This is a genomic window from Peptoniphilus vaginalis (assembly GCF_900176605.1).
GTDB lineage: Bacteria > Bacillota > Clostridia > Tissierellales > Peptoniphilaceae > Peptoniphilus_A > Peptoniphilus_A vaginalis.
Genome location: NZ_FXLP01000004.1, coordinates 650,955 through 666,626, shown reverse-complemented (window position 1 = coordinate 666,626; position 15,672 = coordinate 650,955). Strand labels below are relative to the sequence as shown.

The following is a 15,672-nucleotide window of genomic DNA, read 5'->3' as shown; positions in this document are numbered from 1 at the left end:
CAATGTGAGACTTGAATTTAAAGCTTCTTCTTCCACTTTCACGTCTTTTAATCTACCAAATTGACTTTCTCTAATGCCTTCAAGATTTTCAAATTAAAATAAATTTGCCTAAAGTTTCTGTGCAGCCACCAACATTCAAGCAAATTCAGGCGAATTTTATGTATTTAAAAAAATAAAGCAAAAAGCCTGTGAACATTATATTCACAGGCTTTCAAATGGTGCACCTTTACGGACTCGAACCGTAGGCCCACTGATTAAGAGTCAGTTGCTCTACCAACTGAGCTAAAGGTGCATAAATATTAATTTGTTTGTACCATCAGTACAACAAAAATAATTATAATTAAAAAAAACACTCCTGTCAAGTGTTTTTTTAATTATTTTCTAAACATTCTATAATCAGCTTGCTCCTCAAACATCTCGTAAATTATCTCTATTGTTCTCTCGCTAGCCTTCCTAGCTTCCTTAGGTTTTTTCTCTTCGATTAGTTTATAAATTCTTTGCAAGTTATCATAGTGTCTATTGTAATTTTTCTTGTCTCTGAATATAAAGTTACCAAACCTATAAAGTCTCTTGTTGATCATAGTCATTATTTCAATGAGAATTTCATTGTTAAGTGACTTTACAAGAGCCATATTCCATTCAATAATTAAATTTTGGGAAAGTTCTTCTTCGCCATTTTCAATTGCAATCCTAAGATCTTCGTTGACCTCCTCGAAGTATTTGGTCTTATCTGTTAAGCCCTTCTCTGCCAAAAGTTCAACGCAAAGAGGTTCTAAGGATTTTCTAACGATATAAAGATTCTTGGCTTCTTTAACAGAAATCTTTGAAACAATAAAAGACTTTCTTGGAAAGCTAGTAACAAGGCCATCCTTCTCCAGCTTTTTAAGGGCTTCTCTCACTGGTGTCCTAGAAACATCAAGTTTAGAAGCGATTTCCATCTCAATAAGCTTGTCTCCTGGAAGTAATATATTCTTCAAGATTTTTTCTTTTAAATCCCAATAAACCATATTGCTAAGAGACTTTTTATTAGCTTTTACACCCAAAAATCTCACCTCCTGATTGCTAAAAATGTTTTCCCTTAGTCTAAGAAATTTTCTTTTTTTCATTATACCATAAAGTTGTTAGTTTGCTATACGTTTATTTACAATATTTCATGCTTTTACAATTGCTTATAAGTCCCCTTTTCGGGTAGAATAAGTGTAGGCAAAATTAAATACACTTTAATCGGAGGAATATAATGAACAAAAAAATTTTAATGACAACACTTGGACTAGGACTTGCACTAACACTTACTGCTTGTGGTCCAAAGAATGAAAAGGCAGATGCTCCTAATGCAAAAAATAATGCAGCAGTTGAAGCAAGTGCAAATAAAAATGCAAGCAAGAACAAGGCTGATGCACAAACTAAGGAAGAGACTGCTATAAATAAGGGTGCTGTTGCAAACTTAGATAGGGGAATAGCCTTTGACGGCTTTAAAAAAATTCACGCTGATGCAAAGGTTGAATCCTTCAAACTTGAAGTTGAAGATGGCAAGGCCTACTACAAGGTTAAAGGTTATGATGCAAAAAATGAATACGAAATTACAGTAGACGCAGTGACAGGTGAGATTGTTAAAAACGAATCCAAGACAGAAAAGACATCAGACAAGACAGCCGACATTCAACTTGCAATGTTTGAATCAATTGACAAGTTCATGGAAGAAGCTTTAAAGGACGCAGGTCAAGGCTATGAAGCTGGCGAATACGGAGTTGAACTTGATGACGGCAAATATGTGGCTAATGTTGAAGTTGTAAAGGGAAAGAAAGATATAACTTATAAGTACGATTTGGAGTCAGGCAAGCTTATAGAAAAAGATAAGTAAGATAAATTTTAATTTTTAAAGAGGGCTAGTCCCTCTTTTTTTTTGTGAAGTTTTTAAACTAATTATTAGTAAGTGGACTTGTATAAGTTTTTAAAATTTATTTTTTAAGTTTAATGAGTTTGTCTTTTGAAATTTAATTTATAAATCCTTTGTGAGTTAAAATTTTTTATTATTACATAGATCAAAAAGTGAGCAAAAAAACTACCCTCTCTAGCGAAAGGGTAGTTAGGTCTTATTTTAAATTTTTATATCTCTGCAAGGCATCCTTGTAGGCAGTGATTATTGCCTTGGTAGAAGAAGCCTTGTATCTTCTTTGTATTTCACTTGTGATTGCTTCCTGATCCTTTATATTTTTGTCAGCAAAAATATCCTTTATAAACTTGCGAGTTAATTCAAGGGTTGCATTGCTATCTGAATCAATAATTTTTCCATCTTCATCCACTTCAAAGGCCAAGTAAAATACTCCATAAATTTTTGTGATGGCATTGTCTGAACCTGTCCTAGCTTCTCCTGTGAGATATAAAGTATTCTTCATCTTATTCTCCAATTTCATTATAGATTTTTAGAGAAATCTCGCCTATGATTTCTTTGGCAAGGACATTGGACTCTGCTTGGTTTACTAAAACAACAAGGATGTAATTTTTATTTTTTGTAAAAAATATTCCACCGTCGTTTTCCAAATTATCCAAGTCGCCACTTTTGTTTGCAATTTTTAAATCTTCAGGAAGATATCTTTGAAGCCTATCTCTTTCCTGCTGCCTCAATAGAATATCAAGGGCAAGCTGAGAGTAGTCTTCATTAATAAAGTCCTTCTCATAAATCATTTTTAAAATTTTTAAAATTTCATTAGAAGAAGTAAAATTGTCCAGTCCCTTTTCCTTTGCAAGAGAGTCCATCATCTTTCTCTGAAGAATTGTCTTCTCAAGTCCAAGTTCATGACCAATTTTATTTATTTCATCTCTTCCAAGAAGGTCTATTAAAATATTTGTGGCTGTGTTGTCACTTACTATTATCATAAGAGTCAAGAGCTCTCTTATAGAAAATTTGTGGTTCCTATAAAGTTCCTTTAATATCCCTGATCCCTCAACTCTTTCATAGTCATCAAGACTTATGATGTCTTCAAGATTGAGTTTTCCCTTATCGCATTCGTAGAAGGCCTTTAACAAAATCAAAAGTTTTATCATACTTGCTGAGGGTACTTGTTTATCTCCATCTGTGGAAAAACCTTCTTCAAGGTCTAGGTCGTAAAAAGACACAGAAATATTTGCAGAACTTTCTTCAACTATATTTTCTATTTTATTTTGTAATAAGCTATAGTTTATCATACGAATACTTTCTTTTCTATAAGTTCTAGCTCAATAGCTTTAGGATTTGTCCCATTCCAATACCAAAGAAATTACCAACTGCTGCTCCTAATACTCCCATTAATACTCCTATACCTGCATAGGATGCGTCATAGGCACTGGCTACTATTGGAGCTGATGCTGATCCACCTATGTTTGCAAGGGATGCTGTTGATACCATGCAAAGATCCCAGTGGAAGATTTTTGATAGTAGGTACATTAATACTACATGAACTACTAGGATAAATACTCCATATACAACCCACATTGGTGCAGAGATTAAATCTACTACTGATGCAGTTGATGCTAGTAGGGACACTACTGCGTATAGGTATACGTTGGATAGTTCTTCCACTGCTGGAAGTTTCCCAATTTTTGTTAAGGCACAGATTAGTCCAAGCACTGTAACGAATAGGGTTGTTATTGTTCCCTTATCAAATACTGCTAAGCCAGCATTTGTTAAAGTTTCTGATAGTTTTGCTCCGACAAATTGTGATAATGCTGATACTATTAATGATAAACCGATTAAGAAAATCCAATCTGATGAGTCTGCACTCCTTTTTTCTTTTGCAACTTCTGCTGCTGCAGCATCTGCTACTGCTTGAAGTTTTGATGTGTCTGCTTTTGTTGCTTTGTTCCACTTTGGTGCATACCTAACTGCTAATAATAGTAATGCTATCCATAGAGAGTAACAAACTGTATCAAGTGCTAGGGCACATGAGTAGGCTCCTGCATCTACTGGTAGAGCTGCTTGCATCGCTGCCATATTTGCTGATCCTCCTACCCATGATGCGAATAGGGCTGCTACTGCTGCCCATGTATCCGTTCCTAGGGCATGTTTGAATAATGGATATCCGATTAGGAATCCTATGAATAATGTTAATGAACATCCTAGGAAGATTGCTACCATTCTTCCACCTAGTTTTGCAAGTTTTTTAAAGTCACAACGTAGTAACATTACAAAGATCATTGCGTAGAGTAGGTTGTTCTTTAGGGCTGAATATGTATCTGAGCAAGCATCTGATGCGTATAAACCCATAGTACAGAAGACCATATTTAATACATATATGAATACTAGTGGTGGTACAAGGTTAAAGACTTTCCATTTTGTATATTTTTCTAGGGCAAGTAGTGCTCCTGCTATAAACATTAAGAATGCTATATAAGTAAATCCATTTGTGATAACCATAATTTACTCCTTTATTTTATTTTTTAATTTTAATATCTTATGATTTCTTTTTATATGTCTAGGTATTTTATTCCTCTAACTGATTTTATCCCTAGTCCATAGTCGTCTGTTACTGTTACTTCTTTCTCATTGAATACTGCTCCACCTTCTATTGGGTCTTCGGAACATAGGACTGGTCCATCTAGGTCTATTTTTGTGATGACTTGTTTTGCACAAGCTAGGTGGACTGCTGCGTTTACTGATATTTTTGCTTCTAGCATGCAGCCAATCATACATTCAACTCCACAAAGTTCTGCCATACTTGTAATCTTTAAGGCATTGTAAAGGCCGCCGCACTTCATTAATTTTATATTGATTAGGTCTGCTGCCTTCATATTTAAAATTGTCATAGCATCTTCTGCCGAGAATACACTTTCATCTGCAAGGACTGGGACTACTGAGTGGTCTGTTACATATTTTAGACCTTCATAGTCATGAGCTTTTACAGGTTGTTCTACTAACTCTATATCAAGTAGTTTTTCTTGCATAGAGTCAAGTATCCTTACTGCTTCCTTTGGCTTCCAAGCTTGGTTAGCATCAATCCTAATCCTAACATCTGGTCCAACTGCCTTTCTTATAGCATCAAGTCTTGCTACGTCTAGGCTGGGGTCAATTCCAACTTTTACTTTTAAGGTGTCATACTTTCTCTTTACAGCGTCTATAGCATCTCTTGCCATTTCTTCTGGATCATTAACAGATATTGTTATGTCCGTAGTGATTTTCTTCCTTGAGCCTCCCATTAGTTTGTGGACAGGAATTTTATGAAGTTGTCCATAAAGGTCCCAAAGGGCCATGTCACAAGCAGCCTTTGCACTTGTGTTCTTAACTATGCATGAGTTTAGAGCCATCATTAGGTTTTCAAAATCGTCTACATCTCTACCAACAATTGTTTTTATTATGTGGTCTTTGAAGGCTCCTATTATGGAGTATTGTGTCTCCCCTGTCACTGCTCCTGTTGGTGGTGCTTCACCATAACCAATATGACCTGTGTCAGTGTGGATTTCCACTATTATGTCTTCTACGCTGTCAACGGACCTCAAGGCTGTCTTGAAGGGCACCCTCAAGGGAACAGATAAAATTCCTAATTTTACATCTGTAATTTTCATTTTTTACCTCCTTCTCCTAACTTCAAATAACAAAACTAAAAAACAATATAAAAAACCCAGCAAAATAAAACTAGTTTATTTACTGGGTCTCATAAAGCTTTTTGATCTACTGTAATAGCTCATGCAAAATGAAGCAGTTAATATATATTTGTGAAAACATTTTACTATTTTTCTTAAATTTTGTCAATATACTAAAGTGTTGAAGTTTAAAAAAATTAATCAAAAACAAAATGGATGCCACCTACAAAATATAGGTTAGCATCCACTAATAATTAATTGAATATTGTGTCCAGTTTTATGGGTACACATCACTCTACCAGAGTTTTCTAACTAATTATGACTTATTCCTTCATAGATAATTGATCCATTTTCACATAGACATCCACCGCAACCGTCAACTCTCTTAGTGGAGGCACTATAATAGACATCATCTTTAACCATTACACTATTTAACATTGAGCTCATCAAATTTTTAACCGAAACAGATTTTATTTCATGACCTTTTTCTACTAGCCTATTAATTGTGTCTCTTGAAATTCCATACTCAAGTTCTAGTCCTTGTTCCTCACTTAGGCAAGTTATGAAAGGAAAACTTACAAGTTGCTCTGGGTTCATATCGTACTCTATAGCATTTACTATACCCTGAACTATCCCTGTTATTATTCTAGGTCCACCAGCGGCACCTATAACCAAAAATGGATTTTCATTTTTAAAAACAATTACTGGTGACATACTAGATATTGGAGTCTTAAATGGTTCAACAGCATTAGCTTCACCATATTCCAGCCCTTGGCTTGTTTTTTCTCCAACACTTGCAGAAAAATCACTCATATTATTATTTAAAGTAAATCCATAATCTTTAACAATAATTCCACTCCCATACCAATCTCTTATTGTTTGAGTTTGTGAAACACAATTCCCACATTTGTCAATTATGGAGAAATGAGATGTATTTCCATTATGATTTTCTGTATAATTATCCGCTAAATTCTTTGTAAAATTCTGTGAATGTTCTTTTATTGATTTAGCCAACATCTTTGCATATTCAGGATCTATCAATTTTTCTACATCTGTCTTGAAGAAATCAGGATCTGCCATAAGAGTGGATCTATCAGAAAATCCAAGCTTCATAGCTTCTGCTATATGGTGGATGCTTTCACTTGAATTATGACCCATAGATTTTAAATCAAAATTGTCTAAAATATTTAGAATTTCAACTACAGTACTACCACTCGAAGGTAACCCAAACGATTTAACTTCGTATCCCTTATAATTAGTAGCTACAACATCTCTTATCTTTACATCATAATTGGATAAATCTTCTTTTACAAAACACCCTTCTCTTGTATTTATAGCCTCAACAATTTTATCTGCAATGTCTCCCTTATAAAATTCTTCGAATCCTTTTTCAGAAAGTATTTTTAAAAGCGTTGCAATTTTTTTGTTATATTGAACTTCACCAAACTCATATCCCTTATCTGCATCTTTCAGAAATAAATCTCTAAAATCTTTAGATAGTTCTATTTTTCTCTTAACTGATTCATCTTTAATTGTTATTGATTCAGTGAAGCTAGTTTTAAAACCATATTCTGCGTAATCATAAGCTGGTTTTATAAGATCTTTAATATCTAGGCTAGCAAAATTTTCATATACGTATGCAATAGATTTTATTAAACCTGGAACAGTAACAGATTTTCCACTATTATCTTTCCACTCATTCCAAACTTCTCCATTTTTAATAAATAGATCTTTTGTTGCTTTTTCTGGAGCTATTCCTCTAGCGTCTATAGCAAATAATTCATCATGTTCTTTTGAATAAAGTAAACTAAATGCTCCTCCACCGATTCCTGAATGATGTGGTTCTACTACCGCTAAAACTAAACTAACAGCAATTGAAGCATCAAAAGCATTTCCACCTTTTTTTAATATTTCAAGGCCTGTCTTCGTAGCGTAATAACTGTTTGAACTTACTGCCCCATTATCACCCTTTGCATAAGGTCTCTCCCAATAAGTAGGCCATAAATAACTCTTTCTATTCATTTATATATTCAATCCCCTCTTTATATGTCAATTTAGAAACAATAAAACCAACTAAATATGTTGTTAGGAAAACTGGATAAATAGCTTCGACCTTATCAGTAAGCCCAAGAAGCATCCATGAAATTCCTACAATAATTCCTAGTAACATACTCCAAAATGCACCTTGCTTTGTTGCCTTGTGCCATGTTAAACCAACTATAATTGAAAAACTTACAGGTGCCGCTGCGACGTGTTGTAAAGTCAAAAATAAATTTGTTAGTGAATCACTAGGTATTAAAAAAGCTGGTATTAAAGTTAGATAAGCGAATATAAAAGTTACTATCTTAGATGTTTTTAAAATTTTATCATCACTAGCATTTGGATTTATATCTGTTTTATATATATTCGTTATGATTGTGCCCGTTGCAAGCATCATTGTTGCCATAGTTGCTGAAATAATTAATGTTGTAAATGCAAATATAATACCTGCAAATAACGGTGAACTAAATAAATCAATAGAATATGCAAAAGCAGTGGATCCATCGCCTAAGCTAGCTCCAGAAGCTTTCGCCATCATTCCACATAGTGCTGTAAAGAAACATATTGGCGCTGCTATTAAGTATCCTATTACAGATCCCTTTTGAGCCGCCTCCGGATTCTTTGCTGCTAATAATGGTTGTAATACAGATTGCATAACAGCTGTTGATATACATCCTCCAAAAATCCATGCTATAATTCTTTGTATAGGCATATTTGTCATACTGCTGTATTCAGATGGTAACTCGGTTAATAAACCTCCATATCCTTCAAATCTTTTTAAGTTTGTAAATACAAATATTATTAATAATATGTAAATTCCAATACAAACTATTCTTCCAACAGTATCTGCTCCCCTCATACCTGAAAAACTAGTGTATAATACAGCTAGTGTTAATCCAATAATCATTGCAATCGTTAGATTTACATTTGGTATTACTATTGAAATGATACTTGATACTGTTTTTAATTGAATTGGAATATAGAAAAATCCGTATATTATCCATGCAATTGAATATAATTTAGCGGTCTTTTTGTCAAATCTAGTTTGTAGATAAGAAGGAACTGATTCTCCTGGCATCTTAGTTCGTATAGTCTTTGCAAAAAACGCGAGTGCTATAAAATAAAATGAACCAGCAATAGAATACCAAGCTCCTGATATTCCTAAGTTATAACCATTTTGAGCCGCACCAACAATAGCCATTCCACCAATTTGCCATGCAGCAAAAATACATCCTATAGAAATAGCTCCCATAGACTTGTCTCCACCTGTCCATTGATTTGCTGATTTTATGGATTTCCCAGAATAAATACCTAAACCAACAACAATAGAGAATGTTATTATCCACGTTAAAATAATCATATTAACCTCCTATAATAAGAAATATATTACGTAATATATTTCTTATTATAGGTTCCCCTTCTATATTTGTCAACACTTTATCACAAAAAACTCCCTACCGCTATTTTGTGGTAGGGAGTCCATCCTTATTCATTAAATCATTAATTTTTTTTATTAAATAATATGCTTTTTTCCCATATTTCCTTTAGAGTCCTATTGTATGACTTTATTAAGTGTGCTTCCATATTTTTACTTGCATTCTTTGAATCTCTATTAAATATTGCTTCAGCTATTAAACGATGTTCTTCAAAAACTTTTTTTCCATCAATTAGATTGTTATATACATTTTTATTTTCAAATCTTAAATAGTTGTCTAAAATTAAACAAGTTTGTTTATAGAAAATCTTATTTTGTGTCGCCTTAGCTATAGATTTATGAAAAGCATGGTCTATTACATACAAATAGTTACTATCTTTTGATACAAGAAAATTTTCAAGGTCATCAAGACAGATTTTTATCTCATTCTTGCTAGTTTCGTCTAATACAGATGCAGCAAAATATGCATTATTTACTTCTAATAATAATCTTGTTTCAATAATATCTTTTGCCCTTCCATGGTTAACTGGTACTATTTGTACTCCTTTACCCCTTAGTATTTTTACGAATCCTTCATTTTGTAACTGTAGCAAGGCTTCCCTGACAGGCGTTTTACTAATTTTTATTTCATCACAAATATCATCTTGCGAGTATATGCCTTCTACTCTAAACTTATTAAACATAATTGCATTTTTTATTAATACGTAGGCTTTTTCTTTGAAAGTCATTTCATCAAATTTTTCTGAATCTACTAAATACTTATTAATAGTACCACCTCTTTTCAATAATTATTATATGTATCTTATAATTAAAGTGACCTAAAACATTTTAGGTCACTTTAATTATATCTTATTCAAATTTTCCGTGACAGTTTTTATATTTTTTTCCACTTCCGCATGGACATGGATCATTTCTTCCAACCTTTTTTTCTTTTCTAACGAAAGGTTTTTGTTTTCCGTCATCTGGATTTACAGTTTCAACTTCCTTTGCCACCCTAACTCTTTGTACTCTTTCAGGATTAACTACGTGGTAAAGCATCTTAACTGTATCTTCTTTTATTGATTCATTCATTGCTTCGAACATATCAAAGCCTTCTTCTGCGTAGGCTCTTACTGGGTCAGTTTGCCCAACTGCACGAAGTCCAATTCCCTTTCTTAATTGATCCATTGCGTCGATGTGGTCCATCCACTTTTGGTCAACATTTTGAAGAAGGGCAACTCTTTCGATTTCTCTGAATTTTTCTTCGCCGAATTCTTCTTCTTTTTCAAGATATTTTGCATCAGCAAGTTCTTTGAAGTAAGCCTTTAGTGAATCTACTGTTGGATTTTCAAGCTTCTTTAAGAAGTCTTCTTCAAAGTCAAATGTAGCTACACCGAAGTTTCTTATTGCTTCAAAGTCAAGATAGTTCTTGTTGTTGTCATCTAGCTTATTGTAGAAGTCAATGGCCTTGTCGATTACATCATTTCTCATTGCTATGATGTCATCTCTTAGGTTTTCACCTTCAAGAACTCTTCTTCTTTCTGCGTAGATTACTTCTCTTTGCTTATTCATAACGTCATCATATTTTAGGACGTTCTTACGAATACTAAAGTTGTTGCCTTCTACTTTTCTTTGAGCTGATTCAATTAATCTTGTAAGAATTTTGTGTTCAATTGGTTCATCTTCTGCTGGATCAAGTTTAAGCATTGTATCCTTAAATCTGTCTCCTGCGAATAGTCTGATTAAGTCATCATCAGCAGAAATATAAAATCTTGAAGAACCTGGGTCCCCTTGACGTCCTGAACGACCACGTAATTGGTTATCGATACGTCTCGATTCGTGTCTTTCTGTACCAATTATTCTAAGTCCGCCAACTTTTTTAACTTCTTCGGCTTCCTTGTCTGTTTCAACTTTGAATTTTTTAACAAGAGCTTGATAGTCTTCTCTTGCCTTTAAGATTTCCGAATTATCTGTCTTGAAGTATGAATCTGCATATTCAAGCATTTCATCTTCCATACCTTGTTTCTTTAGTTCCTTCTTAGCAAGATATTCTGGGTTACCACCAAGTACAATATCGGTACCACGACCAGCCATATTTGTGGCAATAGTAACTTGACCAAAACGACCTGCTTGGGCAACTATTTCAGATTCTTGTTCGTGATTTTTAGCGTTTAAGACGTTGTGCTTAATGCCTGCATGTTTTAAATATTTAGAAAGTTTTTCAGACTTGTCAATTGATACAGTACCAACTAGGACTGGTTGTCCCTTTTCATGTGCTTGCGCAATTTCTCTTGTAACTGCCTTGAATTTTGCATCTTCATTAATATAGATGTGGTCATTGTCGTCTTCCCTTTGTACAGGTTTATTTGTTGGGATTTCAACAACGTCAATATTATAAATATCTCTGAATTCGCCTTCTTCTGTCATGGCAGTACCTGTCATACCAGAAAGCTTGTCATACATTCTGAAGTAATTTTGGAAGGTAATTGTTGCAAGAGTCTTTGATTCAGCTCTTACTTCTAGTCCTTCTTTTGCTTCAATAGCTTGGTGTAGACCTTCAGAGTATCTTCTACCGTACATTAGACGGCCTGTAAATTCATCGACAATAATAACTTCGCCATCTTTTACAACATAGTCAATGTCTCTGTGCATTGTACCAGCTGCCTTAAGAGCTTGGTTAATGTGGTGAGATAATTCCATATTTGCTGCATCAGATAAGTTTTCAATACCAAAATACTTTTCAGCCTTAGTAATACCCTTATCAGTAAGAGTTGCAGTCTTATCTTTTTCATCAATTACATAGTCAACAGTTTCTTCTTCGAATTCCCTGTTAAATCTTTCAAGATCAATTTCATCTTGAGATTTAATTCTGTGACTAAGAGTATTGACAAAATCTCTAGCTCTAACATATAAGTCAATAGATTCATCGCCTTGACCAGAAATAATAAGAGGTGTTCTCGCTTCATCAATTAAAATAGAGTCAACTTCGTCGACGATACAGAAGTGAAGTCCTCTTTGAACCATTTCTTCCTTATATATAACCATGTTATCTCTTAGGTAGTCGAAACCAAATTCGTTGTTAGTACCATAAGTGATATCAGCATTATAAGCTACTTGTCTTTCCTTTTGATCCATATCGTGGATAATACATCCAACACTAAGACCTAGGAATTCATAGACCTTACCCATCCAGTCCCTATCACGGCTAGCTAAGTAGTCGTTGACAGTAACAATGTGAGTACCCTTGCCTTCAAGGGCATTTAAGTAAGCTGGTAGTGTAGCAACAAGTGTCTTACCTTCACCAGTTTTCATTTCAGCGATTCTACCTTGGTGAAGAACAACACCACCAATAACTTGAACCCTAAAGTGCTTCATACCTAGGACTCTCCAAGCAGCTTCTCTTACAACAGCAAAAGCTTCTGGAAGTAAGTCATCAGTTGTTTCACCATTCTTAATTCTATTTTTAAATTCTTCAGTTTTGTCTTTAAGCTCAGTATCAGAAAGTTTTTCCATCTCGCCTTCAAGACTCATAACTTTATTTACAAGGGGCTCGATTTTTTTCAGTTCCCTATCACTGTAGGTACCAAAAATCTTTTCCATTAAACCCATTTTACCACTCCTTTTACTTGACGTATTATTCTATCATTAAATGGCATATTTTACAATAAAATCCCGTTCAATATATCTCTATAAATTATAGAGTTACTAATATTCAATGTCAATATAAATAGGCTAATTACTTAATTTAAATCTAATCTCTTTAGCTGAAACTATACAAAATTAAAAATTTATTATAAAATGGACTAAATGAAGAGGAGGTAAATATGATACTAGTAGTTGACTTTGGCGGCCAATACAACCAGTTAATAGCAAGACGAATAAGAGATCTAAATATTTACTGCGAAGTTGTACCATACAACAAGGCCTTAAAAGAATTAGAAAATAGAAACAATGTAGAAGGAATAATATTTACAGGTGGACCTAACTCAGTCTATGAAGAAGGCGCACCACAAATAGAAAAAGAAATCTTCGACAAAGGCATACCAGTCCTTGGACTTTGCTACGGAATGCAAATAATGGCACACACACTTGGTGGTGAAGTAATAAAAGCACCAAATGAAAGAGAATTTGGAAAAACAGAAATCGAAACAAAAGAATCACTTATCTTTGAAAACCTATCAAAAGAAGAAACAGTTTGGATGAGTCACGTAGATAGAGTGAGCCAAGTTCCAGAAGACTTTGAAGTAATAGCAAAGAGCAAAAACTGTCCAATCGCAGGCATGGCAAATGTAGACAAAAAACTTTATGCCCTACAATTCCATCCAGAAGTAAACCACTCAGTCCACGGCAAAGAAATGTTAGAAAACTTTGCAGTAAAAATCTGCGGAGCAAAAAAAGATTGGACAATGGAAAACTATGCAAAAAAATCCATTAAAGAAATAAAAGAAAAAGTTGGCGACGGGAAAGTCCTCCTTGCCCTATCAGGTGGAGTTGACTCATCAGTAACAGCAGCCCTACTATCAAAAGCAGTTGGCGAAAAGCTAACATGCATCTTCGTAGACCACGGCCTAATGAGAAAGAACGAAGGTGACGAAGTAGAAGAAGCCTTTAAAGACTCAGGCATGCACTTCATAAGAGTAGACGCAGAAGAAAGATTTTTAAATAAACTAGCAGGAGTAACAGACCCAGAAAGAAAAAGAAAAATCATCGGCGAAGAATTCATAAGAGTCTTTGAAGAAGAAGGACAAAAAATAAAAGCAGTAGACTTCCTAGCACAAGGAACAATTTACCCAGACGTAATTGAATCAGGACTAGGCGACTCAGCAGTAATAAAATCCCACCACAACGTTGGCGGACTACCTGACTTCGTGGACTTCAAAGAAATCATCGAACCACTCCGCATGCTATTTAAAGACGAAGTACGTGACCTTGGAAGAGAGCTAGGACTCGCAGACTACCTAGTAGACAGACAACCCTTCCCAGGACCAGGACTAGCCATAAGAGTAATGGGCGAAATCACAAAAGAAAAACTCGACATACTTCGTGACGCAGACAAAATCTTTAGAGACGAATTAGAAAAAGCAAAACTAAAAGACATCAACCAATACTTCGCAGTCCTAACAAACAACAGAACAGTAGGAGTAATGGGCGACTTTAGAACCTACGACTACACACTAGCCCTTCGTGCAGTATCAACAACAGACTTCATGACAGCTGACTTCTCAAGAATCCCATGGGAAATCTTAGATAAGGTGTCAACAAGAATAGTAAACGAAGTGGACCACATCAATAGAATTGTCTACGACATAACATCAAAACCCCCAGCAACTATTGAATGGGAGTAATTAAAAATAGATTATAAATAGCTTAAATAAGCCAATCTAAAATCTAAGTGTAACAATATCGTAACAATAATAATTAAAGCACCTTAATTCAAAAGGTGCTTTTTATATGCTTCAATGTTTTCTTCAATAATTGTTTTTCTTGTTTTTGCTTTTCTAAAACTATTCTTTCAACTGGTGAATTAATTTGATTAGTTGGACTTGATTTATCATTATCAAATATCATCTTAGGATAATAAGAGATAGGATTTCTTTCATTGTATATTTTTTTAAAATAACTAGATCTTCTTATTTTATTTTCAGCTTGTTTTTTAATCTTTTTTAAATAATTAATATCCAATTTAAGAATACAAGATAAATATTTATATGATTTAACTTCTTGATCTATACCATAAATTGCTTTAATAACCTCTAATTCAATATCATTAAGATTAAAAGATAAATTCTTTTTAATTTCACGATAGAAGTTTTCATTTATAATATCTTTTTCAAAATCAACACTCTCATCTTTAATAGTGTCTATAATTTCAATTTCAGTTTCAGCACCCTCATTTATAGGTGCATTTAAAGATAAATCTTTATTATAATCAAGCCTGGTTCTAGTGAGTGATAATATACATTTAATAGCATAAGATGAGAACTTAAACCCTAAACTATAATCAAAGCTTTCAACAGCCTTTATAAGGGCAATATAACCATCTTGTAACATCTCTTCATAATCATGGACACCATCAATAAATAAATTATAGTGATTTATAGTATAAGGAACTAGATTAATATTATTTAATACTATCTTATTTCTTAAACCAATATCACTTTTATTTTTTGAATACCTTTCAAATAATTCATTGTTGTCTTTCATTACTCTTTTTCAAGTATCTATTGAATAAATTTCTTGCATAACTTTCATTAGAGCTTCCTAATGCCATTGAAACATCAATCCATTTTCTATTATCCAGAAATCTCATTTTTATTATTTGTTTTATGATCTCATCATCTTCAGAAACTATAAAATTCTCAATTTCTTCAATATCGTTATTACATCTTTTAAGCCTTTTATATAGTCTATCGAGTAAACTCTCATAATAATCTATATTTTCAGCTAAATCTTGTTTTTCTAACTTTAGGAATCTATATTGTTCTAGTTTATCAATACTCATTTTATTCTCCTTTATGTACTTAAAAAATAATAACTTCTATACTTGTTAAAACAAATAAAAAAACCGAAGTGTATTTATCCTTAAAATAACACCTCGGTTAGTAGATGATTGGACATTTTTCCAATCCGGTACATTAGCACCATTACAAATGTATTAATGA

13 protein-coding genes and 1 tRNA gene are annotated in these 15,672 nt (G+C 33.6%); 2 read left to right on the top strand and 12 right to left on the bottom strand.

Going from position 1 to position 15,672, the window contains the following annotated elements; all coding sequences use genetic code 11:
- Positions 1 to 216: 216 nt before the first annotated feature.
- Together CAN42_RS04545 and CAN42_RS04540 are read right to left on the bottom strand one after the other, a co-directional pair.
- Positions 217 to 292 (bottom strand) — tRNA-Lys (locus CAN42_RS04545).
- Between the two features lie 82 nt (positions 293 to 374).
- Entirely contained in the window at positions 375 to 1,052 is a 678-nt protein-coding gene (locus tag CAN42_RS04540; protein WP_245149845.1) for a GntR family transcriptional regulator, read from the bottom strand.
- A 185-nt stretch (positions 1,053 to 1,237) separates the two neighbouring features.
- Here CAN42_RS04540 and CAN42_RS04535 point away from each other — a divergent pair, with 185 nt between their 5' ends.
- On the top strand, positions 1,238 to 1,861 hold the full coding sequence (locus tag CAN42_RS04535) for a PepSY domain-containing protein (RefSeq protein WP_085875709.1): 624 nt from the start codon (positions 1,238 to 1,240) through the stop codon (positions 1,859 to 1,861).
- A 232-nt stretch (positions 1,862 to 2,093) separates the two neighbouring features.
- On the opposite strand, the gene CAN42_RS04530 is transcribed toward CAN42_RS04535, so the two are convergent.
- The 8 genes from CAN42_RS04530 to secA all read right to left on the bottom strand — a co-directional run bounded on the left by CAN42_RS04530 (position 2,094) and on the right by secA (position 12,619).
- The gene (locus CAN42_RS04530; protein WP_062572040.1) at positions 2,094 to 2,396 is read right to left on the bottom strand and encodes a DUF3870 domain-containing protein; all 303 of its coding nucleotides are present in this window, start codon (positions 2,394 to 2,396) and stop codon (positions 2,094 to 2,096) included.
- 1 nt (position 2,397) lies between these two features.
- Positions 2,398 to 3,186: a serine hydrolase gene (locus CAN42_RS04525; protein ID WP_085875708.1), complete on the bottom strand. Its 789-nt coding sequence runs from the start codon at positions 3,184 to 3,186 to the stop codon at positions 2,398 to 2,400.
- 25 nt (positions 3,187 to 3,211) lie between these two features.
- Complete coding sequence (locus CAN42_RS04520; protein WP_085875707.1) at positions 3,212 to 4,393, bottom strand: DUF819 family protein; 1,182 nt, start codon at positions 4,391 to 4,393, stop codon at positions 3,212 to 3,214.
- A gap of 50 nt (positions 4,394 to 4,443) precedes the next feature.
- Positions 4,444 to 5,538, bottom strand: a complete 1,095-nt coding sequence (locus CAN42_RS04515) for a dipeptide epimerase (protein WP_085875706.1) — start codon at positions 5,536 to 5,538, stop codon at positions 4,444 to 4,446.
- A 330-nt stretch (positions 5,539 to 5,868) separates the two neighbouring features.
- Entirely contained in the window at positions 5,869 to 7,578 is a 1,710-nt protein-coding gene (gene ggt / locus CAN42_RS04510; protein WP_085875705.1) for a gamma-glutamyltransferase, read from the bottom strand.
- Positions 7,571 to 8,956: a sodium:solute symporter family protein gene (locus CAN42_RS04505; RefSeq protein WP_085875704.1), complete on the bottom strand. Its 1,386-nt coding sequence runs from the start codon at positions 8,954 to 8,956 to the stop codon at positions 7,571 to 7,573. Before CAN42_RS04505 ends, ggt begins: the two co-directional genes overlap by 8 nt.
- Before the next feature lie 140 nt (positions 8,957 to 9,096).
- The gene (locus CAN42_RS04500) at positions 9,097 to 9,816 is read right to left on the bottom strand and encodes a GntR family transcriptional regulator (protein WP_209019199.1); all 720 of its coding nucleotides are present in this window, start codon (positions 9,814 to 9,816) and stop codon (positions 9,097 to 9,099) included.
- 64 nt (positions 9,817 to 9,880) lie between these two features.
- A complete protein-coding gene (gene secA / locus CAN42_RS04495) occupies positions 9,881 to 12,619 on the bottom strand; it encodes a preprotein translocase subunit SecA (RefSeq protein ID WP_085875703.1) in 2,739 nt (912 codons plus the stop codon).
- A gap of 215 nt (positions 12,620 to 12,834) precedes the next feature.
- Between secA and guaA the strand changes: the two genes are divergently transcribed.
- Entirely contained in the window at positions 12,835 to 14,355 is a 1,521-nt protein-coding gene (guaA, locus tag CAN42_RS04490) for a glutamine-hydrolyzing GMP synthase (protein WP_085875702.1), read from the top strand.
- Between the two features lie 88 nt (positions 14,356 to 14,443).
- Here guaA and CAN42_RS04485 read toward each other — a convergent pair whose 3' ends face one another.
- On the bottom strand, positions 14,444 to 15,214 hold the full coding sequence (locus tag CAN42_RS04485) for a sigma-70 family RNA polymerase sigma factor (RefSeq protein WP_085875701.1): 771 nt from the start codon (positions 15,212 to 15,214) through the stop codon (positions 14,444 to 14,446).
- Complete coding sequence (locus CAN42_RS04480; RefSeq protein ID WP_085875700.1) at positions 15,198 to 15,512, bottom strand: hypothetical protein; 315 nt, start codon at positions 15,510 to 15,512, stop codon at positions 15,198 to 15,200. The genes CAN42_RS04485 and CAN42_RS04480 overlap by 17 nt, the downstream gene beginning before the upstream one ends.
- Positions 15,513 to 15,672: the final 160 nt, after the last annotated feature.